Annotated in this window: 25 protein-coding genes; 17 read left to right on the top strand and 8 right to left on the bottom strand. The window is 62.4% G+C overall.

Annotation, left to right across the window (positions count from 1 at the left end):
- Positions 1–19 precede the first annotated feature (19 nt).
- Positions 20–448 (top strand): RrF2 family transcriptional regulator, encoded by a 429-nt coding sequence (locus HCN58_RS17370; protein WP_171580617.1) that lies wholly within the window; start codon positions 20–22, stop codon positions 446–448.
- A 29-nt stretch (positions 449–477) separates the two neighbouring features.
- Positions 478–768, top strand: coding sequence for a DUF6522 family protein (locus tag HCN58_RS17365; RefSeq protein ID WP_171580616.1), 291 nt, complete (start codon positions 478–480; stop codon positions 766–768).
- A gap of 1 nt (position 769) precedes the next feature.
- On the opposite strand, the gene HCN58_RS17360 is transcribed toward HCN58_RS17365, so the two are convergent.
- A complete protein-coding gene (locus HCN58_RS17360) occupies positions 770–1453 on the bottom strand; it encodes an SET domain-containing protein (RefSeq protein ID WP_171580615.1) in 684 nt (227 codons plus the stop codon).
- A 212-nt stretch (positions 1454–1665) separates the two neighbouring features.
- On the opposite strand from HCN58_RS17360, the gene HCN58_RS17355 reads away from it, so the two are divergent.
- From HCN58_RS17355 to HCN58_RS17330, 6 genes are all read left to right on the top strand, one after another.
- Positions 1666–2214 carry a hypothetical protein gene (locus HCN58_RS17355; RefSeq protein ID WP_235983711.1) on the top strand — a complete coding sequence of 183 codons (549 nt, stop codon included), beginning with the start codon at positions 1666–1668 and terminating at the stop codon, positions 2212–2214.
- 108 nt (positions 2215–2322) lie between these two features.
- Positions 2323–2655, top strand: coding sequence for a hypothetical protein (locus tag HCN58_RS17350; RefSeq protein WP_171580613.1), 333 nt, complete (start codon positions 2323–2325; stop codon positions 2653–2655).
- A gap of 226 nt (positions 2656–2881) precedes the next feature.
- Positions 2882–6052 carry a hypothetical protein gene (locus tag HCN58_RS17345; protein ID WP_171580612.1) on the top strand — a complete coding sequence of 1057 codons (3171 nt, stop codon included), beginning with the start codon at positions 2882–2884 and terminating at the stop codon, positions 6050–6052.
- Between the two features lie 99 nt (positions 6053–6151).
- Complete coding sequence (locus HCN58_RS17340) at positions 6152–7180, top strand: TAXI family TRAP transporter solute-binding subunit (protein WP_171580611.1); 1029 nt, start codon at positions 6152–6154, stop codon at positions 7178–7180.
- A gap of 77 nt (positions 7181–7257) precedes the next feature.
- Positions 7258–7809, top strand: a complete 552-nt coding sequence (locus HCN58_RS17335; RefSeq protein WP_235983681.1) for a hypothetical protein — start codon at positions 7258–7260, stop codon at positions 7807–7809.
- 38 nt (positions 7810–7847) lie between these two features.
- Positions 7848–8390 carry a DsrE family protein gene (locus tag HCN58_RS17330; RefSeq protein WP_171580609.1) on the top strand — a complete coding sequence of 181 codons (543 nt, stop codon included), beginning with the start codon at positions 7848–7850 and terminating at the stop codon, positions 8388–8390.
- Positions 8391–8537: 147 nt separating this feature from the next.
- Here HCN58_RS17330 and HCN58_RS17325 read toward each other — a convergent pair whose 3' ends face one another.
- Positions 8538–9269 carry a TetR/AcrR family transcriptional regulator gene (locus tag HCN58_RS17325; protein WP_171580608.1) on the bottom strand — a complete coding sequence of 244 codons (732 nt, stop codon included), beginning with the start codon at positions 9267–9269 and terminating at the stop codon, positions 8538–8540.
- Positions 9270–9381: 112 nt separating this feature from the next.
- On the opposite strand from HCN58_RS17325, the gene HCN58_RS17320 reads away from it, so the two are divergent.
- From HCN58_RS17320 to HCN58_RS17305, 4 genes are all read left to right on the top strand, one after another.
- Entirely contained in the window at positions 9382–10785 is a 1404-nt protein-coding gene (locus HCN58_RS17320; protein WP_171580607.1) for a carotenoid oxygenase family protein, read from the top strand.
- A 346-nt stretch (positions 10786–11131) separates the two neighbouring features.
- Positions 11132–11710: a hypothetical protein gene (locus HCN58_RS17315; RefSeq protein ID WP_171580606.1), complete on the top strand. Its 579-nt coding sequence runs from the start codon at positions 11132–11134 to the stop codon at positions 11708–11710.
- 41 nt (positions 11711–11751) lie between these two features.
- A complete protein-coding gene (locus HCN58_RS17310) occupies positions 11752–12309 on the top strand; it encodes an inner membrane-spanning protein YciB (RefSeq protein WP_171580605.1) in 558 nt (185 codons plus the stop codon).
- A gap of 127 nt (positions 12310–12436) precedes the next feature.
- Entirely contained in the window at positions 12437–12733 is a 297-nt protein-coding gene (locus HCN58_RS17305) for a hypothetical protein (protein WP_171580604.1), read from the top strand.
- A gap of 8 nt (positions 12734–12741) precedes the next feature.
- Here HCN58_RS17305 and HCN58_RS17300 read toward each other — a convergent pair whose 3' ends face one another.
- Genes HCN58_RS17300 through HCN58_RS17290 form a run of 3 tightly spaced genes read right to left on the bottom strand, consistent with a single transcriptional unit; the run spans position 12742 to position 15561 of the window.
- On the bottom strand, positions 12742–13434 hold the full coding sequence (locus tag HCN58_RS17300; protein WP_171580603.1) for a DUF429 domain-containing protein: 693 nt from the start codon (positions 13432–13434) through the stop codon (positions 12742–12744).
- On the bottom strand, positions 13431–13874 hold the full coding sequence (locus HCN58_RS17295; protein WP_171580602.1) for a MaoC family dehydratase: 444 nt from the start codon (positions 13872–13874) through the stop codon (positions 13431–13433). The genes HCN58_RS17300 and HCN58_RS17295 overlap by 4 nt, the downstream gene beginning before the upstream one ends.
- A gap of 34 nt (positions 13875–13908) precedes the next feature.
- The gene (locus HCN58_RS17290) at positions 13909–15561 is read right to left on the bottom strand and encodes a fumarate hydratase (protein WP_171580601.1); all 1653 of its coding nucleotides are present in this window, start codon (positions 15559–15561) and stop codon (positions 13909–13911) included.
- Positions 15562–15774: 213 nt separating this feature from the next.
- On the opposite strand from HCN58_RS17290, the gene HCN58_RS17285 reads away from it, so the two are divergent.
- The 5 genes from HCN58_RS17285 to HCN58_RS17265 all read left to right on the top strand — a co-directional run bounded on the left by HCN58_RS17285 (position 15775) and on the right by HCN58_RS17265 (position 18505).
- Positions 15775–16305, top strand: coding sequence for a hypothetical protein (locus HCN58_RS17285; protein ID WP_171580838.1), 531 nt, complete (start codon positions 15775–15777; stop codon positions 16303–16305).
- Between the two features lie 74 nt (positions 16306–16379).
- A complete protein-coding gene (locus tag HCN58_RS17280; protein ID WP_171580600.1) occupies positions 16380–16856 on the top strand; it encodes a hypothetical protein in 477 nt (158 codons plus the stop codon).
- Between the two features lie 160 nt (positions 16857–17016).
- Positions 17017–17202 (top strand): hypothetical protein, encoded by a 186-nt coding sequence (locus HCN58_RS17275; RefSeq protein WP_171580599.1) that lies wholly within the window; start codon positions 17017–17019, stop codon positions 17200–17202.
- Between the two features lie 256 nt (positions 17203–17458).
- Positions 17459–18133, top strand: a complete 675-nt coding sequence (locus HCN58_RS17270; protein ID WP_171580598.1) for a methyltransferase family protein — start codon at positions 17459–17461, stop codon at positions 18131–18133.
- Positions 18134–18145: 12 nt separating this feature from the next.
- Positions 18146–18505 carry a GFA family protein gene (locus HCN58_RS17265; RefSeq protein WP_171580597.1) on the top strand — a complete coding sequence of 120 codons (360 nt, stop codon included), beginning with the start codon at positions 18146–18148 and terminating at the stop codon, positions 18503–18505.
- A gap of 112 nt (positions 18506–18617) precedes the next feature.
- Here the strand turns inward: HCN58_RS17265 and HCN58_RS17260 are convergent, their stop codons facing one another.
- The 3 genes from HCN58_RS17260 to HCN58_RS17250 form a co-directional block, all read right to left on the bottom strand.
- Positions 18618–19325 carry a glutathione S-transferase gene (locus tag HCN58_RS17260; RefSeq protein WP_171580596.1) on the bottom strand — a complete coding sequence of 236 codons (708 nt, stop codon included), beginning with the start codon at positions 19323–19325 and terminating at the stop codon, positions 18618–18620.
- Positions 19326–19618: 293 nt separating this feature from the next.
- A complete protein-coding gene (locus tag HCN58_RS17255) occupies positions 19619–20263 on the bottom strand; it encodes a lectin (RefSeq protein ID WP_376701191.1) in 645 nt (214 codons plus the stop codon).
- A gap of 351 nt (positions 20264–20614) precedes the next feature.
- A complete protein-coding gene (locus tag HCN58_RS17250) occupies positions 20615–21601 on the bottom strand; it encodes a Tim44 domain-containing protein (RefSeq protein WP_171580594.1) in 987 nt (328 codons plus the stop codon).
- Between the last annotated feature and the right edge of the window lie 161 nt (positions 21602–21762).

The following is a 21762-nucleotide window of genomic DNA, read 5'->3' as shown; positions in this document are numbered from 1 at the left end:
ATCTTTTGAAAGGGCTCCCATGCGCCTGACGTCGTTCACGGATTTTGCCTTGCGCGCCCTGATGCGGCTGGCGGGCGAGCCCGACCGTTCCTTCGCGACTAACGAGATCGCGGCCGAGTTCGGCATTTCCCGAAACCATCTGGCCAAGGTCGTGCGTAACCTCGCCGATAGCGGTTTCATCTCGACCCAACGCGGCGTCGGCGGCGGCTTCATGTTGGCCCGCCCCGCCAAGTCGATCACCATCGGCGAAGTGGTGCGGGCGCTGGAAGGGCCGCCACTGGTCGAATGCTTTCGCGAGGATGGCGGGAGTTGCGCGCTGAAGCCGCGGTGCCGGCTGAAAGCGAGGCTCGCTGCCGCGCGCGAAGCTTTCATGCGCGAGCTCGACGCCACAACGCTGGCGGAATGCGCCTATCCCGCGCAGCCCAAACGCAGTCCGGTGACCGCGTAAGGTCCGCACCGAAGCATCAGGGCCTGAACATGAAACCGATCGAATTCGAGAATGGCATCGTGCAGATCGATGCCGCCATCGTCGCCGAGGGCCTCGGTCTTGAGCTGCCGCTCCTTCAGCAGGAGATGCGGGCGGGCAAGATCACGAGCTTTGCCGAGCGCGGCGTCGATGCCGACAGCGGCCGGCATCGGCTGACCTTCCTGTCAGCACATCGGCGGTTTCGCGTCGTGGTCGACGAAAAGGGCGCGATCATTCAGCGCTCGGCGATCGACTACGGCAATTCGTTGCTGCCGAGGTCGGTACGCAAGTCCGGCGGATGAGCTATGCCTGAAGGGCCGGCGCTGATGCTGCGGGGGGCCGTTTCCGGCCGGCGAGCTTCTTGCCGGCAACCCTGGCGTGGCTGTTGCCGTTCAGATGCTTGCCGTTGAGCGAATGCCCATTGAGTTTCTTCGACTTCCGCTCAGCCTTCGCCTTCGATTTATCGTTCAGCTTTGCTTCCGCTTTCGCAAGTTTTTCGGCCTTCTTCAGCGCTTTCCGCTCGGCCTTCGCTTTCAGCCGCGCCTTCTCCGCCCGCGCTTCGGCACGCTGCTTCTTGCGCTTCTTCTCGCAGGCTGCGCATTTGCAGCCGATCGGCTTCAGATAGGCTTTGAAATAATCAGTCCCGTAATCGTAGTTGATCTCCTCGCCCGGCTCGATGTTCTTGATGGCGCGGATGAACACCTTGCGCTTGCGGGGTTTGACATCTGATTCGGCGTTCGGCCGGCAGGAATGGTTGATATAGCGCGCGATGTTCTTGCGCACCGAGCCGTCGATGGTCCAGCGGTCGTTCAGTTCGAACAAATATTTGTTCTCGATCGCGTCTTCCTCTTTCTTCTTCGAATCCAAAAGCGGCCCAAAATAGCGGATAATCTTGGTGCCCTTCTTGATCGGCTTGGTGGCGAAGAGACCAAGCCCGGTGCGGGAGCGGCCGACGCGGTAGGGTTTGTTTGAAGGAATGGAGGGCATGGCGACTGAATGACTGCACGCTTGTAAAACGAGGAATTGCGAAGTCGCCCTTCTAGGACGATTCCACGGCAATGTCAGGTATTTCGCGGGGTTTCCGTGAACCTTCCCCAGGTTGCACACGTCTGATCTTCGAGGTTCCAGAGGAAATGAGTGGCAGGATGAAACGTTCCTCACAATTGATCGCATCGGCCGCAGCTCTGTTGTCCGGCCTGATGTCACCGGCGAACGCCCAAACATTCAGCAGCAGCTACACGTCGACCGCACCAAAGGACTGCCACACGGTCGGCAAGCCCGAATCCGACGGCAGCACCACGCAGGTCTGCCCCGGCAAATCGGGGCTGGTGGTACTGATCAGCGAGGGCGACCTGCGTGAAACCGTTTCGGTCGGGCGAAACCGCGAGGCCGCCGCCAAGGAGCCGGCCGCGGAGGCATGGTTCGGCCCCTTCAATTCGATCGGCCACACCGTCGAATGGCGGGCAGTTTACGGCAGGCCCTTCGCGATCATTCAGCGCTGGCTGATCGCCGACAACAACGACCTGGACAAGACCGGAAGCCCGATCACGAAACCGATGCTCGCGGTGACGCGGCTGCCACCCGGGCCGGTCTGCCACATCGCCTATATCGATGGCCAGGCCAACCGTAACCCCAACGAGCTCGCCCGCCAGGCGGCGGACGAATTCGCCCGCGATTTCAAATGCGGCAAGGACGAAGTGAAGGTGATCGGTGAACGCGGCCGCGCGGTGGCATTGGCGAAGCGGTGATGGTAGACCCAATCTGGCGCTTTCTTGCCGCATTAACGTCAAAGCTTCAGGCTTGAGTACTTGAACCTTGTCAAATCTTGTTATTTCACGGCATCACCCGGGGCAGCGATGCAATTCAAACTCCTGGCTCTCCTCATCGCCGGCGTCGCCCTCTCCGGCTGCTGCGCCTCCGGAACTGGCTGCTCGACGCAGACAGCGGGCGCGCCGATTGCCTGGGACGGGTTGGGTGAACCGCCGACGTCCAACGAAGAGCCAGGCGAGGACAGGCGACCCAAGCGGAGAACCGCCCGCAACCGAGAGATCATTCTCGGCCCCTTGAACGAAGCCCCGCCCAAATCGGACCCCAAAGCGCGCTACGACGAGTGGACGCGGCAGCCCACCGAAGATGCGGAAGCCGACGCAAGGCTCGCGCGGCAAACCAAGATTTGCAGGGGTTGCTGAGCGACACGCGAGCCGCAACCGTCGTCGCGCAGGCCCATCCCGGCGCCGATGAACACGCCCGTAAACCTATGGACGATTCGCGCGAGATTTCACCGCGTCTCCCAACTTCTGGGTGCTTGAGGTCGTCTCGCGAGTGGAATAGGCTTCCCGTATTGGAATAGAGAAGTGATAGTCGGGTAATTCGTCAGCAAATCAGAAAAATAGTACCATCAGAGTAGGCGTTTTTATGCGCCAAACGATCGAGAGCGCACCGAGGAACCAAGAGACCATCATCCTCGAGGATGATGCGAGTGGAACTTTTGATGTCGCTCACTGGTCGCTCGAGGCGGGCGAATGGATCAGTGAAAACGGCGAACCAAGCAAGATCACGCCGACGCATTGGTCTCCGCTACTGCACAATCCGTATCTCAAACGATCAATCACCTCCTCTCACGTCGGCCGTGCGCGGCGGCGATTTGCAGCTTTCTCCATCACCACAGCGTTCGTTGCGGCGGCGCTAACCGGCCTATATTTCCGCACCGAGGTCGCCACCTGGGTGACGCGAAACACCGGTCAGCAGGATACCGTTGCCGTCGGCGCGAGCGGCGGGCAGTTCGCTGAGCAAGAGACCCGGTTGGTGAGTCAGGACCCGGGGAGGGCCGACCTATTTGGGCAACAACAGCAGATCAAGGTCGATTTCGGAGCGCAGACGGGGACGCAGAAGACTCCTCAGGTCAAGCAGGCCGTGAAGGCGCCCGCACCGGAGGCAGGACAATCTTTAGAGAAGGCGCCGCGTCCCGAAATCCTGGCGAATGAGGCTGCCGAGACACGCAGCGCGATCGAGCAACTGCGCCCGCCCGCCGCGAATGCTGCACAATCATTCGAACAGGAGCGCGAAAAAACAGCGGCTCTCGCACAGGAACAGGCAGCAAGGACGGAGCAACAACGCCAAGCTCTTCAAGAGGAACGCGCTCGCGGAGCCGTGCTGGCGGGCGAGCTCGCGGCGGCGCGTCGCGAAATCGAAGCGAACGCAGCGCAGCTGACCAAGGTGCGCGACGATGCGGCGCAGTTCAAGCAGACTGCGGAAAGGACGACGGCGGAACAGCAGAAAGAACACGAAAGTGCCGAGGCTCTGTCGCGCGAACTCGCGATGGCGCGCCGCGAAATCGAGGCGAAATCTGCACTGCTGACTCAGCTGCGCGACGATGCTGCGCGGTTCAAGCAGACTGCAGAGAAGACGGCAGCGGAGCAGCAGAAGGAGCACGAAAGCGTCGAGACATTGTCGCGCGAACTCGCGACGGCCCGCCGCGAAATCGAGGCAAACGTGACGCTGCTGAACAAGTTCCGCGACGATGCGGCGAAGTTCAAGCAGACTGCAGAGAAAACGACAGCGGAGCATTGGAAGCAGCGCGAAAGCGCCGAGACGTTATCGCGCGAACTCGCGATGGCGCGCCGCGAAATCGAGGCAAACGCGGCGCTGCTGACCAAGGCGCGCGACGAAGCTGCGCAGTTCAAGCAGACTGCAGAGAAGACGGCAGCGGAGCAGCAGAAGGAGCACGAAAGCGTCGAGACGTTGTCGCGCGAACTCGCAATGGCGCGCCGCGAAATCGAGGCAAACGCAGCGCAGCTGACCAAGGCGCGTGACGATGCTGCGCGATCCAAGCAGACTGCAGAGACGACGGCAGCGGAGCAGCAGAAGGAGCGCGAAACCTTGGCGCGCGAACTCGCGACGGCGCGCCGCGAAATCGAGGCAAACGCAGCGCAGCTGACCCAGGCGCGTGACGATGCGGTGCGGTTCAAGCAGAGCGCAGAGACGACGGCAGCGGAGCAACAGAAGGAGCGCGAAACCTTGGCGCGCGAACTCGCGACGGCGCGCCGCGAAATCGAGGCAAACGCGGCGCTGCTGACCAAGGCGCGTGACGATGCTGCGCGGTTCAAGCAGACTGCAGAAAAGACGGCAGCGGAGCGGCAGAAGGAGCACGAAAGCGTCGAGACGTTGTCGCGCGAGCTCGCGACGGCGCGCCGCGAAATCGAGGCGAACGTGACGCTGCTGAACAAGTTCCGCGACGATGCGGCGAAGTCCAAGCAGACTGCAGAGAAGACGACAGCGGAGCAGAAGGAGCGCGAAGCCTTGGCGCGCGAACTCGCGATGGCGCGCCGCGAAATTGAGGCGAACGCGGCGCAGCTGACCAAGGCGCGTGACGACGCTGCGCGGTTCAAGCAGACTGCAGAGACGGCGGCAGCGGAGCAACAGAAGGAGCGCGAAAGCTTGGCGCGCGAACTCGCGATGGCGCGCCGCGAAATCGAGGCGAACACGGCGCAGCTGACCAAGGCGCGCGACGATGCGGCGCAGTTCAAGCAGACTGCGGAAAGGACGACGGCGGAACAGCAGAAGGAGCACGAAAGCGTCGAGACGTTGTCGCGCGAACTCGCGACGGCGCGCCGCGAAATCGAGGCGAACGTGACGCTGCTGAACAAGTTCCGCGACGATGCGGCGAAGTCCAAGCAGACCACAGAGAAGACGACAGCGGAGCAGAAGGAGCGCGAAAGGGCCGAGACGTTATCGCGCGAACTCGCGGCGGCGCGCCGCGAAATCGAGGCGAACGCGGCGCTGCTGACCAAAGCGCGCGACGACGCTGCGCGGTTCAAACAGAGCGCAGAGACGACGGCAGCGGAGCAGCAGAAGGAGCGCGAAAGCGCCGAGACGTTGTCGCGCGAACTCGCGACGGCGCGCCGCGAAATCGAGGCGAACACGGCGCTGCTGACCAAGGCGCGCGACGAAGCAGCGAAGTTCAAGCAGACCGCAGAGAAGACGGCAGCGGAGCAGCAGAAGGAGCGCGAAAGCGCCGAGACGTTGTCGCGCGAACTCGCGACGGCGCGCCGCGAAATCGAGGCGAACACGGCGCTGCTGACCAAGGCGCGCGACGAAGCAGCGAAGTTCAAGCAGACCGCGGGAAGGACGACGACGGAGCTGCAGCAAGAGCGCGACAGGGCCAAGGCACCGCCGCGCGAAACGACAATGGGGCAGCGCGCGATCGATGCGCGCACTTCGCCTGAGCCGACTGCGAATAGCCCAATCGCCCAGGCGGCGCTCACCGTGGAGACAACCGCTTCAGTGCAGCCAGTGGCCGCAGACACGCAAGGCAATCCGGAAGCGGCCAAGTTGATGGCGCGCGCCCGCACGCTGCTCGCCCAGGGAAATATCGGTGCGGCGCGGATCGTACTCGAGCGCGCTGCCGAGACAGGCAGCGCACAGGCGAGCTTCATGCTCGCGGAGACGTATGATCCTATCATTCTTTCCATATGGGGCACATACGGAACGCGCGGCGAAGCGACGAAAGCACGCGAGCTCTATTCGAAGGCTCATGCTGGCGGAATTGAGGAGGCCAAGAATCGATTCGACGCATTGTCTGAGTGATACGATTACATCTCCCATCGGGCCTTGCCGGGGCGATTGGCCAGTTGAAAGCCAAATTTGACGCAAGTGGAGTTTTTTTGACCCAAGAGGAGTTTGCAGATGAGCACACTTTTTAAATCACGCTTATTGCTCGTGCTCAGTATGTTGGCGCCGGTCATGCTGGCACTTCAGTTTGCCGAAGTCGGTGCACAGGCGCAGCCCGCCCGCCCGCCGCGAAGCGGCCTAGCTTCCGAGACGCAAAAAGAGAGAATGAATGCGTGGACGGTCGGCCTCGCCGGGGGCCTGCTGGAGGGCGCACCTATCCGACTTGCTGCGGAGATCGCCCGCGTCGTCGACGACGGGCCGAACATGCTTGTGCTGCCCATCGTGACCCGAGGCGCCACGGAAAATATGAATGCGCTGCTCTATCTGCGTGGCGTCGACATGGCGATCATCAATTCCGATGCGCTCGAAGAGTACAAGCTTCAGGCGCCTGATGTTCAGCATCGCGTCGTCTACCTTCTCAACCTCTTCCCGTCGGAACTGCATATCTTCGTTCGGCCGGAGATTACGAGCCTGCAGGATCTCGCCGGCAAGAAGGTGAATTTCAACACCCTGGGCACGGCCGCCGCCTATTCGGGACCGCTGATCTTCAGCCGCCTCGGCATCGACGTCGAAAAGACTTTCATTCCGCACCAGGTCGCGCTGGAGCAGATGCGCAAGGGCGAAATGGCCGCCGTCGTTTTCATCACCTCGAAGCCGGTTGACGCTTTCCTGCGTGGGCGTTGGGAGCCTGGCTTCAAGTTCCTTCCGGTCGCTTACGAGAGCAAGTTCGAGGATTACTACCTTCCTGCAGTGCTGGAGCCGAGCGAATATCCCAATCTGATCAAGCAAGGCGAACGCGTGTCGACGATCGCCGTGCCGACCGTTCTAGTCGCCTTCAATTGGCCGGCCCAATCGAATCGGTATCAGCGCGTCGCACGCTTTGTCGATTACCTGTTTTCCCGGATCGACAGGCTGCAGGCGACTGGCTTCGACCCGAAATGGAAATCGATCAATCTTGCTGCGACGGTCCCCGGGTTAGCCCGCTCCTCAGCGGCGCAGGCATGGCTGGATCGTCAGGCGCGTACAAAGCAGGCATCGCAATGAGGACCGCTGCGATCCCCCTGTTCGTCGCATTCGAGCTGGCAAGCGGAATTGCTCTCGCGCAAAGCACGAGCGATCCGTTGGCGCAACTTCGCGACTGTGCCCTGTTGGAGAGCGCAGAACGGCTGAAATGTCTGGACCGGCTGTCGCGCAGCATGGCGCCCGCAGTGCGCCCGACGCCTGCGGTCGCAAACTGGACTATTAGCGAGACCACATCGCCCGTGGACTATAAGCCATTCGTCGTAGCCACCACACCCTCCCTTGAGGGCGCCCAGCGCTCCACGATGCAGCTCTCCATTTACTGTCGTAATGGCCGCACCGAACTTGTGGTCGCCGGACCGGCCATCTCTGGTCGCGGCGAAGATTACGCCTTGTCCTATCGCGTCAATGGCGACCACCCGGTGCAAACCGCGGCAGGCGCGCCATCGTTTGGAAGCGGCGCTGCGTTCAAGGGCGATGTCGTGGGCTTGTTACAGTCGCTCCCCGAGGAGGGCGAGATCGCCGTTCGCCTTTCTCCCCGAACGGGCATCGCCCGCGAGGGGAGTTTTTCGATCGGCGGATTGAAGATGGTGCGACAAAAGCTGGCCGCGATATGCAAATGGCCGCAAGCCATTGCCACGCCACGCAACTGAGGGGCATCGAACAGGAAACCGTTCAAGGGAGGTGCGTGATGATTAAATTTGAAAATTTTGTTAGAGCGGCAATGGGCGTCGTAGCGCTGTTCATCCTCGCCACGTCATCGGCGGCGGAGCCGGCTATGACGCCAATAAGGGCGCAGATCGTCGCGGCGCCAGCGGCGCCGACGAAGCAAACGACAGCGCAGAAGCAGGCCGTTGCTAACAGCAAGTTGCACAATCTTGTCCTGCAGGTAAACACCAACGAACCCACAATGATGAATCTCGCACTCAACAATGCGACGAACGTCGCGCAATACTACAAGGACCGCGGCGAGAAAGTGTCGATCGAGGTCGTCACTTTCGGCCCTGGCCTGCACATGCTGCGTAACGACACCTCGCCGGTGAAGGCGCGAATCGAGGTGCTCGCATTGAGCACGCCGGAAATCTCGTTCAAAGCCTGCGCCAATACCCAGGAAAACATGCGCAAGGCCGAGGGCAAGGACATTCCAATCATTCCACAGGCGCAAGTCGTGAAGTCCGGCGTTGTGCGCGTGATGCAATTGCAGGAGCAGGGCTGGTCGTATGTAAAGCCCTGACGCTTCGCAGTCGCAAGCGGAATATATTTGGGCCCTTGCAGCCGGGTCATTCGGAGGTGCTGCGGGCCTTGGCTTTTCGACGCAATGTATCACGAGAACTGCGCGCCGGCCCTGCCCGTTTATGAGCCCGGCCCCGGCAGCGCGGCATCAAGTCCCCTGCGGCCGGACGGTTGATTTGAGCATGGCATCCAGGAGCTTTTCGACGCCTGTGCCGTCGGGCAGCCGGTGCAGGATGTGCTTTAGCCTTCCATCGAGCAGCAGCGTGGTGAAGCCGTGCACCAGCGACCATGCCCGCGCAATCGCCGCGGCCTGGTCGAGCGACAGCGCCTCCAGCGCCTCGCCGGTGAGTTTTTCGTTGCGGCTGAGGCTCACCGCGGCCGCCAGGCCTTCGAAAGAGGCGGTCGCCGCCTCGTGCAGCGAAGGCCTGGTCATATCGAGCCGCTCGGTACGGAACATCAGCCCGTACATGCCGGGACGCGCCTGCGCATAGGCGACATAGGCCTTGGCGCGCGCCATCGCCTTCATCAGCGGCTGCGTTTCGGTGTTGCCCGCCGCGGTCATCGCCTCGTTGAAGCGTCTGAAGCCGATGGCGGCGAGCTCGCTCAATAGCCCGGTGAGATCGCCGAAATGATGCGTCGGAGCCGCATGCGACACGCCGGCCTCGCGCGCCACCGCCCGGAGCGTCAGGCCCGGCAACCCGTCGCGTTCCAGCACCCGCTCCGCCGCGGCGAGCAAAGCGTCGTGCAGATCGCCGTGATGATAAGGGGTCTCACCGGCCGGCCGGCGCCGACCGCTGGCCGGCCTCTCCGCTACGGGTTTCGCCGCCCTGCGCCTTGGGGCGGGACGGATCGTTCGGGCTTCTCGCGATGTTCTTGCCATGCGACTCGTTATAGCCGCAATTTTTACACTGTAAAGATTTTGCTTGACGATAGCTTGCAACGTCCTTACTGTCATCTTTACGGTGTAAAGATTAAGCCGGAGGAGACGCGAGATGCTCGATCAGGTGACGACGGAGACGGCCCGAACCAATCTGGCGCCGATCCCGATGGAATGCGATGCACCACACCTCAAGGTGACCGGCGAATTGCCGCGCGAGCTCAACGGCACGCTCTATCGCAATGGCCCCAACCCGCAGTTCGATGCGCCCGGCGCCCACTGGTTCGTCGGCGACGGCATGCTGCACGCCTTCCATCTGGAGAACGGCCGCGCCAGCTATCGCAATCGCTGGGTCCGCACCCCGAAATGGCTGGCCGAGCATGACGCAGGCCGCGCGCTGTTCGGCGGCTTCGGCCGCAAGCTGCCGGGTGCGCCGGCCGGGACTACCGATGATGGCGGCGTCGCCAATACCAACATCATCTTCCATGCCGGAAAGTTGCTGGCGCTCGAGGAAGGCCATCTGCCGACCGAGATCGAACCCAGCACGCTCAAGCGAACGGGCTATTGCGATTACAAGGGCGGCATCAAGGGGCCCTTCACCGCGCATCCGAAGATCGATCCCGTGACCGGCGAGATGATGTTCTTCGGCTACAACGCCATGGGCCCCCTCACCCCTGCCCTCTCCTTCGGATCGGTCAGCGCCTCGGGCATCGTGACACGGTTCGATCGCTTCGAGGCGCCCTATGCCAGCATGGTGCACGACTTCATCGTCACCGAAAATCACCTGCTGTTTCCGATCCTGCCCATTACCGGCAGCATGGATCGCGCGATGCGTGGCAAGCCGCCCTATGCCTGGGAGCCGGACAAAGGCGCTTATGTCGGCCTCATGAAGCGCAACGGCTCGGCGAAGGAGATGGTCTGGTTCCGCGGCGAGAGTTGTTACGTCTTTCACGTCATGAATGCCTGGGAGGAAGGCGACCGCATCGTCGCCGACGTGATGCAGTTCGAGGAAGCGCCGTTGTTCACCTATGCCGACGGCTCGAAGACAGACCCGCAAAAATCGCGCGCCCGGTACTGCCGCTGGACCTTCGACCTCGCCGGCAATACCGACCGCTTCACGCAAATCTATCTCGACGATCTCACCGGCGAATTCCCGCGCATCGATGACCGCAGCGCGGGACTGGCGAACAGCCACGGCTGGTATGCCTGCGCCAATCCTGACCTGCCGATGTTCGGCGCGCTGTCCGGCATCGTTCATGTCGACGGCACGGGCGAACGTCTCGGTCATTACCTGCTACCCGCCGGCGACACGATTTCCGAGCCGGTGTTCGTGGAGCGCGAGCCTGATGCCGCCGAAGGCGACGGCTGGCTTCTCGCTGTCGTATGGCGCGCGCGGGAGAACCGCAGCGATCTTGCGGTATTCAACGCACAGAATGTCGAAGCCGGGCCCGTCGCGCTGGTACATCTCGGCCACCGCGTGCCCGACGGTTTTCACGGCAATTGGGTCGGGGCAGCGTAAGTTAGCGCGCCCCCGTCATTCTACGATGTGCAATTGCACATCGTAGAGCATCGCGCAGCGATGAACCCGGACTCTCGAGATTCTCAGGTGCGCAATTGCGCACCATTGTTCGATGCTGACGCATCGCCCTGGAATATTGGCGTTTTACTGCTGGCCTGCGCTGACGATCCCGACGGGGGCGCGATGCGTAGCGGGCGCGCGAGCACCGAAGGGCGGTGCTCCCCTGCTCGGCACATCGTTGCCAACATAGCAGCCACATTTTGACACTGTAAAGATCTTCTTGACGACTCCACCCTCCGGTCCTACGGTATCTTTACGCTGTAAAGATTTGCCTTGAGAGGCCGTCATGACCATCTTCCTGATACTGGCCCCGTTCGGTTCGTTCGCCCTGCTGATGCTGGTGACCTCGGCCGAGATCAGCCTCTTCGTGGCAGCCGCGATCTGTCTTGCCGTCATCGGCGTGGACGTCTATCGCGGCCGCTCGATCAAGATGCTCGGCGCGGGCTCGGTCGTCGTATTTTCCGCGCTTGGCGCTTACGTCGTCCTGGTCGATCCGAATCTCAGCCATTCGGCCGTCAAGCTGACGATCGACATCGGAGTGTTCGCGATCTCGCTGGTTTCGCTGATCATCCGCAAGCCGTTCATCTTGCAATATGCGCTTGAGGAAGTCGATGCCGAGACGGCCAGGCAGCCCGGCTTTCTGAAGGCGGTCTATCTCATCACCTGGGCCTGGAACGCCGCGTTTGTACTGATGATCATCGGCAACGTGCTGACGATCTATGTCCCGGGCTTGCCGCTCTGGTCGGGACTTGTGATCGCGTTCGCCGCCCGCAACGGTGCCGCCTACTTCACCGCATGGTATCCACTATATCGTAAGGCGAAGTATGGTACGCCGCCTGCGAGTGCCCTTCCCGGCGCCGACTGAACCAGACTTCCACCGTAACACGACCAGCAGAGAGCAAGACGATGAAGGACGTATTCGCCAGACTGAGCGCCGATTTTTTCTCCACCATCGTGTTCATCGCGATCTATCTTGCTACCGACAACGTGCTGCTGGCGACAGGCGTCGCGATCGCGGGCGCAATAGCGCAGGTGATCTACTCCCGCATCAAGGACAAAGAGCTCGGCTACATGACGTGGGCGAGCCTGGCACTGGTCATCGTGCTCGGCAGCGCCACGCTTCTGACCCACGACCCGCGCTTTGTGCTGGCGAAACCCGCCATCGGGCATTTCGCAATCGGCGTCATCATGCTCAAGCGCGGCTGGATGTTGCGCTACATGCCCTCCATCGTGACACAGACCGTTCCCGAATATGTCATTTACGCGGGCTACGCCTGGGCCGCACTGTGTTTCGTGCTCGCTGCCGGCACGATCGGTGTTGCGATGACCGGCGACATGAAGCTGTGGACGTTCTACGTGACCGTCGTGCTGGTCGGCGCCAAAATTGCAGCCTTCGCAATTCAATACATCGCGTTTCGTATTCTGGTTGGCAGCCGGCTCCGTGCTACCGCCCAGCGCGCCTGAGAAGCACGCGTCAAAACGACGCTTGAGACAGTTGGGCTTGTGTGGCGAGATAGGCTATACCGCCGATCGAGTTTAGCGGATCTCGCAAGCCATTCCGGCTTGCCGGGAAAATTTCGGGGAGACAGCGATGGCTGTGGACGGTAACTGGACTATCACCATGAGCACGCCGATGGGCGAGCGCAAGGCGACGCTTTCGCTGAAGAGCGCAGGTGGCGCTCTGACGGGCACGCAGGGCGCCGACGGCAATTCCGGTGAAATTTTTGACGGCACCGTCAACGGCGACGACGTCGCCTGGAAGATCTCCATCACCAACCCGATGCCTCTCACGCTTGCCTTCACCGGCAAGGTTTCCGGCGACAGCATGTCCGGCGAGATGGGCATCGGCCCAATGGGCAGCTTTCCCTTCACAGGGTCGCGGGCGTAATCCGTCGGCTAGAACCAAATCTGCATCGGCAAGCGGTGCGCATCAAGGGCCGGCGTCCCCTCCGGGACGCTGCCCTTAGGCTCGCAGGCCGCAATCGCGACCGCGCAGGCATCCAGTACATCATCAGGCTTTGCGCCACTACCGATCCGCGCTTCGGTCAACCAGCGATCAATGCGCCGAATGCCTGCTTGCTTGAGCAGCGCGCGGCGCAGCATGATTCCCTCGGTGGATTTCTTCGAAGGCAAAGGCTCGCTGCCGTTCAACCGCAAAAACACCAGTTCGGGATGAACCTCGCGGACATCGCGAGAGGGATTCTCACGCACGAACGCGTCGACTTCCATGATCTTCGCACCGAGGTGCCAGAGCTGGCGCGACACTCGTTTCTGCCCGCGTCGCTGCGCTTCTCCGTTGGCAGCATCGGGATCGCTGAATTCCTGCCAAAGCCAGCGGCGCGCGCCCGTAAAGACACGCGAGGTATGCGGCCGCAGCTTCGTTCGTGCCAGCAGATCGCAGTCGCGCCCACCATCGTCGGTCATTCCGATCGGAATGTCGATCCCTGCCCTGTCGAACGGGTGCGACAGCGCATCGGTGACATCTCGATGGAACAAGATTTCCTGCCGGTCGCCGTCGAGGAGCACAGCGACCCAGCCTTTGCTGAATCCATCGAGGCCAATCGCCCTACAACACGTCCTCGCACTCACTTCGGGCGACTCGGCACGATCGCGATCGGATTAAAGGTGTAGACCGCCTCGCCCTGCTGGTTATAGGCGGTCCATTTGACGCGAGCGACGCCGTGCGGCTTCGATCGCGAACGCACCAGTTCCACCACCTCCCCTTCGAGATGGATGGTATCGCCGGGCCGCACCGGCTTCAGCCAGCGCAGATCATCGACACCGGCGCCGAACAAGGGATGCGGTCCGAACGGGCGACTGTTCGCTGCTAGCCGCATGGCAATCGCCGCCGTGTGCCAGCCGGAAGCCGCGAGGCCCCCGAGAATCGTCTTCTTCGCGGCCTCCTCGTCGAGGTGAAACGGCTGCGGATCGTATTCAGATGCGAAGCGGATGATGTCCTCCTTCGACACCGTCACCGCCTCGCTCTTGAAGCGCATGCCGATCTTCAGGTCATCGAACCACTCGATCATCGCATCCTCGGCTAACCCGTCCAACGATCGGCCCTCACCCCAGATTCAATTCCTTGAAGAAGTCGTTGCCCTTATCATCGATGATGATGAAGGCCGGAAAATCCACCACCTCGATGCGCCAGATCGCTTCCATGCCGAGTTCGGGATATTCCACCACCTCGACCTTCTTGATGCAGTGCTCGGCAAGATTTGCCGCGGCTCCGCCGATCGAACCGAGATAGAAGCCGCCGTGCTTTTTGCAGGCTTCGCGCACCGCGACCGCGCGGTTGCCCTTGGCGACCATCACCATCGATCCGCCCGCCGCCTGGAACTGGTCGACGAAGGAATCCATGCGTCCCGCCGTGGTCGGGCCGAACGCGCCGGATGCGTAACCATCGGGCGTCTTGGCGGGGCCGGCGTAATACACCGGATGATTCTTGAAATAATCCGGCAGCGGTTCGCCCTTCTCCAGCCGCTCGCGCAGCTTGGCGTGCGCGGAATCGCGCGCGACGATCATGGTGCCGGTCATCGAGACCCGGGTCTTGATCGGATATTTCGAGAGCGTCGCCAAAATGTTCTTCATCGGCTGGTTGAGGTCGATCTTGACGACCTCGCCGCCGAGCGACTGCTCGACCGCAGGCAGATACTGCGCCGGATTGTGCTCGAGCTCTTCGAGATAGACGCCGTCCTTGGTGATCTTGCCGAGCACCTGGCGGTCCGCCGAACAGGAGACGCCGAGCCCGATCGGGAGCGAGGCGCCGTGGCGCGGCATCCGGATCACGCGCACGTCGTGGCAAAAGTACTTGCCGCCGAACTGCGCGCCGACGCCGAGCGACTGCGTCATCTTCAAAATTTCCTGCTCCATCTCGAGATCGCGGAACGCATTGCCGTCGGCCGAGCCGTGGGTCGGCAGCGCATCGAGATAGCGCGCGGACGCGAGTTTTACCGTCTTCATGCAAAGCTCGGCCGAGGTGCCGCCGATGACGATGGCCAGATGATATGGCGGGCACGCCGCGGTGCCGAGGGTGAGCACCTTCTCCTTCAAGAAGGCCAGCAGGCGGTCTTTGGTCAAAACGGAGGGCGTCGCCTGGAACAGAAAGCTCTTGTTGGCGCTTCCGCCGCCCTTGGCCATGAACATGAATTTGTAGGCATCATCACCCTCGGCGTAGATCTCGCACTGCGCCGGCATGTTGTTGGCGGTGTTCTTTTCCTCATACATCGACAGCGGCGCCACCTGCGAATAGCGCAGGTTACGACGCAGGTAGGCGTCGCGCGCGCCTTCCGAGAGCGCCGCCTCGTCGTCGCCATCGGTGATGACGTTGCAGCCCTTCTTGCCCATGATGATCGCGGTGCCGGTGTCCTGGCACATCGGCAGCACGCCGCCGGCAGCGATGTTGGCGTTTTTCAGAAAATCGAAGGCGACGAACTTGTCGTTGTCGCTGGCTTCCTTGTCTTCCAGGATCGAGCGAAGTTGCTTCAGATGCCCAGGGCGCAGATAGTGATTGATGTCGCCGAAGGCGGCTTCCGACAGCGCCCGCAGCGCCTCGCGCGACACCACCAGCATGTCCTTGCCGAGCACCTTCTCGACCCGCACGCCCTCGGACGTGATCTTCTTGTAAGGCGTGGTATCCGGCCCCAGCGGAAACAGCGGCGTATGCTTGTAGGGTGGAACGGGCTTTTGGTCGGGAAAAGCGGTCGGGGCGTTCATGTCGATATCTCGGGTTGGAGCCGACGGCGGCCAGAACGGCGCCGCAGCGATAGACCCGTTCTAAGCATTTTTCGGACAAAAGGAAGGTTTTGCTTGCCCGCGAGAAGAAGCTGAAACTGGCACTTGCGACCTCATATTGGCGATTGAACCGTTCCGGGTCGTCTTCAGACAAATCCGAGATTTCCGATGATCCCTGAACCGATTGCGATAGCAATGAACTCCGCGACTACAGTGCCCGACGCGGCCTCTGTCCCGGCCCGCCCGCCGCGGCTGCTCGGGCTTTATCTGCTTCTGATCATCATTGCCGCGATCGAAGCTTTCGAAGGGCTGTCGCATGCACCGATGTTGTTCGGCGACATGTCAGAGATTCCAGGCCCCGGCATCGGCGGAGCGATCATCAAGGCCTATGTCGCTGCGCATCCCGTGCTGGCGCTGGCGGCGCTGGCGTTCGCGACCGTGGGCCGGCTGCGGTATGCGATCGTGGCGCTCGGCGCGCTGGTACTGATGAACTGGCTGAACTACATGCCTTCCGTCGTGCGGCACGGCTTGGATTTCGGCGGCCTCTCCGCCTTCCAGACCCCGGTCCAGATCATCGCGTTTCCGCTGATGGGCGCCTGCGCCATCGCACTCGCCATACGGAAGGAGCGGCTTGGGCTCGCCACCCTGCTGGTCAGCATCCCCACACTGTTCGATGTGCTCGCCGTGATCGCCTTCGGGATCAGCGTCTTCCTCTACGGTTTCTGACAAGCAAGTTGACTTCCGCGCGCGCTCCTTGCAGGAAATCCGCGCGGCTTCATTGACGCAAAGGGGCATTCACAATGGCTTTGGGACCACAACTTCGACAACCGACCTTGCTTGCCGCCATGCTGGCGCTGGTCGCTGCGATCAGTGCTTCGCCGGCACAGGCTGATCGTTGCAACGATATCGCCATCGAATTGAAGAACCAGATCGACGGCATCAAGATCAGCGTCAATACCGGCAACATGATCTATCTGACGCATCCGGCGGCGAAAGAGCTGTCGCTCGGCTGTCGCGGCCGCAATTATTCCAACGAGCTCTACGCCAAGACGGACCGCAAGCCGAAGCCGCAATTCTTCGAACTGATCGCCTCGGCCGGCGCCATCATTTTCACGATTCCGAAGCCCGACGTTGCGACCGGCTCCTCGCGCTGTATCAAGCGCATGGGCATCTTGCGCGGCGACAAGGTTTCCATGCGCTTCCGCCGGCTCAACATGGAATGCACCCGCACCAAGACCGAGGCCTCGATCGTGGTGACCCGCGGCAAGGACGAGTAGCGCCGGCCTCTCCGATACATCGCATTCTAACGAAAGCGGCAGCGCCCGGTTCACCATCGGACAGGATGGGCGCCAGCGGCCGGCGAATGGCGGTTGCGGATTCACCAATCCTTCGCTTCGCGCCGGCCAATCTCGGAATCAACCAATAGGGATGGTTCCGATGAATGTCTCTGCTGTGACCGCACCGCTGGCGACGCCGGCGCCTGAAACCAGTGCGCTCAAAACGCCCGACAAGGCGCCGGACGTGCAGAACGGTGCACCGGCCGACGGCACCCGTACGCCGCAGCCGACACTGCTCGCCGCGCTGCCGCCCGGACAGGGAACGCGGGTCGACCAGTTGGCTTGAGCCAACCCACCGGTTGTCGTCACCGCCAACGGGCCGGCGCGCAGCGCCGCCCGATGAAGGGCTCCAGCGGGTGACCCAGTTTTCCAGAGACGTCACGATTGAGCCGATAGGCCACGGCGTACTGGATACGCGCTTTTCGCGGGTATGACGGTCGAGCGAGACGAGGCGCATTGCTTCTCTCGTCCAACCATCTGACGCCGCAAGTTTGCCGAAAAAATGCGCGATCCTGTTGCGCGTGGGGCCAAGGAACCCGCGCATGACCGCAAAACTTCTGCTGCAGAACACCATCGTCGTCGTTGGCATGGGCGCGCTATTGTTCGCCGCTGCGGGTTCGCTGGACTGGCCGGGGGCGTGGGTGATGTTGATCGTCAGCGCGATCCTCGGTCCGGCCTGCGGATTGTGGCTTGCCAAGACCGATCCGGCGCTGCTCGCCGAGCGCATGCGGCCGACATTTCAGGCCGACCAGCCTGCCGCCGACAAGAAATTCATGCTGATATTTGTCGCGGCGCTGCTGCTGTGGCTCGTCGCGATCGGCCTCGACCGGCGCGCCGACGCCTCCGACGTTCCGCTGCTGCTGCAGGCGTTCGGCCTTGCGATGTATTTGCTCTCGATCGCGTTCATCATGTGGGTCTTCCGCGAGAATTCGTTCGCGGCACCGGTCGTGAAGGTGCAGGCCGCGCGCCACCAACGCGTGATCTCGAGTGGCCCCTACGCTTTCGTCCGCCATCCCATGTATAGCGCCGTCATGTTGTACTTCATCGGAATACCGCTGCTCCTGGGATCGTGGTGGGGTGTGGCGCTCGCGCCGGTATTCGCCGTGCTGTTTGCCATTCGCGCCCGCATCGAGGAGCGCGCATTGGTCGAAGGGCTTGCGGGCTATGCTGACTACGCCGCCCGCGTGCGCTATCGTCTCGTGCCCGGAATTTGGTGAGAAGGATGACCGATGCCCGATAGCAAGACCTACACCGGCGGCTGCCATTGCGGCCAGGTGCGCTTCGAATGTACCACCGACCTCGCGATGGTCACCGCCTGCAACTGCTCAATCTGCACCAAGAAGGGCCTGCATTTCACCTTTCTCGACCCGAAAAGCTTTCACCTCCGCGCCGGCGAGGAAAACCTGAAGGAATATCTCTTCAACAAGCACGCGATCCACCATCAGCTCTGCGTCGATTGCGGCGTCGATGTCTTCGCGCGCGGCAAGAAGCCCGACGGCACTGACGTGGTGGCGGTGAATGTGAGCTGCTTCGATGGTATCGAACTGTCGAAGCTGCAGATGACACCGGTGGATGGAAGGAACATGTGACGGCGACGCCGTCATTCCGGGCGATGCGTAGCATCGAACTACGATGCAACTGCAAATCGTAGAATCTCGATAGTCCGGGTCTGGTCCTATGGACCATCCCGGAATAACGGCATCAAGCATCCAGCACCTTGTACCGCCGGAAAATCCCCTCCTCATTGAACTGGATCCGCCGATCGCTCGCCAGATACGCCTTGATGTTCGGCCGCACCGCAACGCGGTCGCGCAGTTCGACGAGACCGGGAATTTCGCTCTCGAAGGCCTTCATGCGGTTTGGAAAAGCGTAGCGCAGGCCTTCCACGATCTGGAACAGCGACAGGTCGACGTAGGTTAGGCGGCGGCCGGTGACATATGTCCCGCCATTGGCCTGCAACAGGTCTTCGAAATAGCCGAGGTATTTCGGCACGCGCGCCTTCCAAAACTCATCGGTGCGTTTCTTGGCTGGCGCCTTCTGCTCCTCATAGTACAGCGACGGCCCGAGCGGGTGATGGGTGTCGTGAGCTTCCAGCACCAGATCCGCGATCGTGAGCTGCAATTGGTGCACCCACAATTTGCCGGCTTCCGCTTTCGGCGCCAGCCCATGGCGCGATCCCAGATAGAGCAGGATGTTGGCGGTCTGCCCGATCACAAGCTTCCCGGCCTTCAGGAACGGCGGTGCGAAGGGCGGCGTTCCCTTGCCCGCTTCCATCATGCGCGTCATCGCCGCCATGCCGTTGCCGTGGCGCGCGACGTCGGTATAGCCGGCGCCCGCCTCTTCCAGTGCGAGGCGGACATACTCGCCGCGGCCTTGAATCATTGGCCAGTAATAGAGCTCATAACGCATTGAATACCTCCGCAGCCGGTTTCACCGACACAACAAATCATCCGGCGGTTCGTTCGTCACGCGCAACCGCCGCGCTCTGGATGCGCGCAAATGAAAAAGGCCGCCTGGCGGCGGCCTTTGCGCAAGAATTGCGGTGGGGTCAGCACTGATGGCCGAGGCACGTCATGATCGTAGCCCGGGTAAGCGAAGCGAACCCGGGACCCCTGCACGTTTGGCCCCCCGCATTGCGCGGAGCCTGTCATCGGGCGCGCGTTCGCGCGACCAGTTGGCTCCATCCGGGCTACGGCGTGCACTCAGTTCGTCGCGAAGCAATAGAACAGCCCGTCGCCACCGGTGCTCTTGAGGTCGGCCTGTGAGCAGCCGCCGTCCGGTCCGCGCGAGGGATGCGAGGAATTCCAGGACTTCGAGGCGTCGTCGTCGCGCAGGCCCATGCGATCGGAATGACCGACCATCGCTGCACCTTGCGTCGAACTCGTCCAGTTCTTGCAGGTGCGATCCTCGCCGGCCGCAAACGCGGTGCCATCCGGTTGCGATCCCGTTAGCACGTCGTGACGATTGGGTGTATCGCCGCGGCCGTTGATGACCTCGCCCTTTTCGCTGAGCGCGGTCTGCTTGGTCAGCCCGTTGGCGCCGTGTAATTCGGCGACGTCCTTGGCGACCACCTGGCCCTTGGCATTCTTCCACGGCCCCTTGCCGATGCGATCGCGCGCATTCACGGCAGGCTGACCGTCGGCGGCTTGCGTCGACAGGTAGGCGCGCCAGGTCTTGCCGCCCGCTCCGGCCGCCTGCGCGAGCGTCTGGCAATGATTGTCGGCGCCGGCGAGGCCGCCGAGATTGCCGCCGTTACCGATGCCGTTACTCGTCAGAAAGAAGCTGGTGTCGGCGGATTGCGCCTGCGCGGGTGCTGCAGGGATGACCGACATGAGAGCGACCGTCATGCCGGCCGGAGCGACGATCCTCGCAATATTCTTCATCTGGGTTTTCTCCCTTTGGTTTTTGGCTCGTTGTCATCAACCCAACGCGCCAGCCGTTATTCCGATTCCGGTGACCTCATCGTGAAATGAATGAACCGAGGAACGCTTCTCGTGTCCCGGAGCGGCGCGGCACGGAGTGACGCGGCGCAGAGCCGGGGACCCAGACCCACGAGGTCCCGGCTATGCGGTGCAGCGTGAGGAACGCAGCACCGCGTCCGGGACACGTGCTACCCACGAAAACACGTGCCTATCTGCGAACAAAGAAAAAGGCGCTGCGGAACGAACCGCAGCGCCTTCGTCATCACGTATGAACAATCAGCTCGTCTGCTGGATCGCCGAGAGTTCCCAATCGCCGCCGCGGCGGCGGGCGAAGGTCCAGACCTCGGTGGCCTCGATCGGGGCTTCGCTGCCCGCGACCAGACGGCCAGTGGTGCGCTCCAGGGTCTTGTCGACCAGCGAGAACCGCATCGCCACACTGGCGTAATCGGTTTCGCCTTCGCGCCAGGCTTCCGCGAGGTCGCCCTGCAGCAGCTTGACGTCGGTCACCTTGTTGACGTCGTTGCGGGCCTTGTTCTCCTCGAGATCCTTCGAGAAGTAGGACACCATCTCGGGCGTCGCCAGCGTATGCAGCTTGGCGACGTCCTCGTTCGACCAGGCGGCCTGGATCTCGCCGAGCAGCCGCTCGAACGCTTCATAGTCGGCCGGCTGGATTTCCAGCGCCGGCTGGCTCGATCCGAGCCCGAAGCCGCCCAGCCCCGAGCGGAAGCTGGTCTGGGCGCCGGGGCCTTCGGCCGGTCCGCTCGCGGCAGGTCCGGCGGCATAAGCGGAGGCCGGCGTGTGGCGGCGTTGCCACCACGACATCGCCAGCCGCACCACGATGACGATCAGGGCGACCTGCAGCAGCAGGCCGATGATCGACGACAGGCCGCCGAGGCCGGAGAACAAACCGCCGCCGAACAGCATTCCGAGCAGGCCGGCGCCGAGGAAGCCGGCGGCGAGGCCACCGAGCATGCCCATTCCGGGCCGATTGAAGAAGCCGCCCTTGCTGGCCGCGCCGGCCGCCGGCGCACCTACGCCGGGGTTGCTCGGCTGGGTAAAGGTACGGTTCATGGGCTGCGCCGTGCCCGGCGCCGTGGTCGTGCTTGGGGGCGCCGAAAAGGTTCGCGATCCCCGCGAACCCGAGCTGCCACCGCCGCCGACGCGGGCGTCAGCCTCCGAGACCGCGACCGCCAACGGGAGCGCCACGGACAGGACGATCGCCAGCGCTCGAATAATTCCGCGCGTGCCTTGCGAGAAACTCATGTGTTTTTCCTCAGTTCCCAGGATTGGGGAAGCGCCCCTAACATGGGCACGGCTGCCTAAAAGTGAAGCCAATATCGGGAACCGCAGCTGCGGCCCTCAGTCGCGGGGATGTGACGATTTGGCAGGAGTTAGCGGTCATTTCAGGGCCTGGCAGGCACCTT

The sequence above is a fragment of the Bradyrhizobium australiense genome (genome assembly GCF_013114825.1).
GTDB lineage: Bacteria > Pseudomonadota > Alphaproteobacteria > Rhizobiales > Xanthobacteraceae > Bradyrhizobium > Bradyrhizobium australiense.
This window is presented reverse-complemented; position numbering and strand designations above follow the sequence as displayed.